The organism is Oribacterium sp. C9 (assembly GCF_002007235.1).
Lineage (GTDB): Bacteria > Bacillota > Clostridia > Lachnospirales > Lachnospiraceae > Oribacterium.
The window spans coordinates 1-1,964 of sequence record NZ_MUHW01000053.1 but is presented as its reverse complement, the minus strand read 5'-3'; the positions used below and the strand labels follow the sequence as shown (position 1 = coordinate 1,964).

1 protein-coding gene is annotated in these 1,964 nt (G+C 40.7%); it reads left to right on the top strand.

The annotated features are described in order from the left end of the window. Positions 1 to 167: 167 nt before the first annotated feature. On the top strand, positions 168 to 1,796 hold the full coding sequence (locus tag BXO88_RS16070; RefSeq protein WP_078038737.1) for an IS1182 family transposase: 1,629 nt from the start codon (positions 168 to 170) through the stop codon (positions 1,794 to 1,796). Positions 1,797 to 1,964: the final 168 nt, after the last annotated feature.

Below are 1,964 nucleotides of genomic sequence, written 5' to 3'. Positions count from 1 at the left end.
AAATGGTGTGACACCCCTTTTTTGTGTTCGCCCACCCCGCTCTACCTTTTGGGAGTCGACAGGTTACGGACCCGCCCCAGCTCACACAAAAAAGTATGTTACGAAATAATTTATGCAACACAAAAGCCAGGCTTCGAAAAGCCCGGCTTTTGCTGTAAAATATGTTTATGCTACTAACCAAAATTTTACAAGGAGATTATAGCGCTTCTTCCTTATATCATCAAATCAAACTTCCGCTAGACATAGAAATTTCTATCCCATCAAACGATCCGGTGCGCCTTTTAAGTGCATTTGTGGAGGGTATGAATCTTTCTGATCTGTATGCTACTTATGACAGGATCAGAAAAAATCAGGCTACACCGCGTCAGATGCTTAAGATCACAACCTATGCAGCAATGAACAGAATCTATTCCAGTCGTGACATTGAATCTTCCTGCAAAAGGGATATCAATTTCATGTTTCTTCTCGATGGTGCACCCGCACCTGATCATTCCACAATAGCAAGGTTCATTTCTCTACATCTCTCTCGGTGCGCCAAGCCTGTAATGGCCCAGGTTGGAACTATCCTGCTTGATCTCGGCGAAATTTCCGGTGAGAACATATTTATTGATGGAACAAAGATAGAGTCCTTCGCTAACAAATATACTTTTGTTTGGAAAAAGTCTGTGTCAAAGAACATGAATAGGCTTGCCGAGAAAATCTGTTTGTTCTGTGCAGAGTGTGAAGAACTCTATGGGATTAAAGTTGTATACGAAGATAAGATTTCTCTTCATACCTTGAAACGCCTAAGAAAGAAACTTTACAAGATAAAAGAGGATGAAAAAATCGAGTTTGTTCATGGTATAGGCAAGAGAAAAACAGTGCTTCAGCGCTCGATTGAAACACTTGAGGAATATATAGAAAAGCTGAAAGAATACATTAACAAGCTTTATAAATGCGGTAGTCGAAACAGTTATTCCAAGACTGATAACGACGCTACTTTTATGAGAATGAAAGAAGATGCAATGCTTAATGGCCAGCTTAAACCCGGATATAACCTTCAGCATGGAGTTGATGCGGAGTATGTGACCTGGCTCGGAATCTATCCTAATCCAACTGATACTCTTACCCTGATACCTTTCCTGAAAGACATGGAGAAGCACCTGCCTTTCAAGTATAAGAACATCGTTGCAGATGCCGGTTATGAAAGCGAAGAGAATTATATTTTTATAGAATCCAACGGACAGACAGGGTACATAAAACCGCAGAATTATGAATTATCAAAAACCAGGAAGTTCAGAAATGACATAAGCAGGCGCGAAAACATGGACTATGATCCGGAGACCGACAGTTATACATGTAAAAATGGAAAGAAACTCCTAGCTGTAAATAAAAGAACTCAAAAGACAGCGACCGGTTACAAACGTGAGGTAACAACGTATGCGTGTGAAAGCTGCAGTGGGTGCCCTTTCAAAAAAGACTGCATCAAAGGTAATAACTGCAAAACCCCTTTTGAGGACAGGAACAAGTGTCTTTCTGTATCAAGAAAGATGGAAGAAAAGCGGGCTGAATGTCTTGAAAGAATAACCAGCGAATTTGGCACACAGCTAAGAATGAACCGCAGCATACAGGCAGAAGGTTCATTTGCAAACGTGAAAGAAGACATGAACTTCAGACGGTATCTATACCGAGGCAACGAAAACGTTCTTGCGCAGAGTACTCTTTTGGCAATGGCATTTGACATCAGCAAGCTCCATCATAAAATCATGTCTGAGCGAACAGGAACACACCTCTTTGAGTTAAAAAAGGTGTCCTAATTTTAAAGTTTCTAAAACCAGAAGCCGTAGAACAAGCCGATGATAAAATCGGCTTGTTAAAGTACGCTTTATATCGAGCATAAGCAAAAATACACGTCAAAACAGGCATAAATTGTGGCATGAAAAGAGGGCTATCGCCTAGATGATAATCATCTAAAGCGACAGCCC

Bases quoted from the DNA above. Each gene is read 5' to 3' on its own strand.
- BXO88_RS16070 (WP_078038737.1), top strand. From the start codon at position 168: ATGCTACTAACCAAAATTTTACAAGGAGATTATAGCGCTTCTTCCTTA.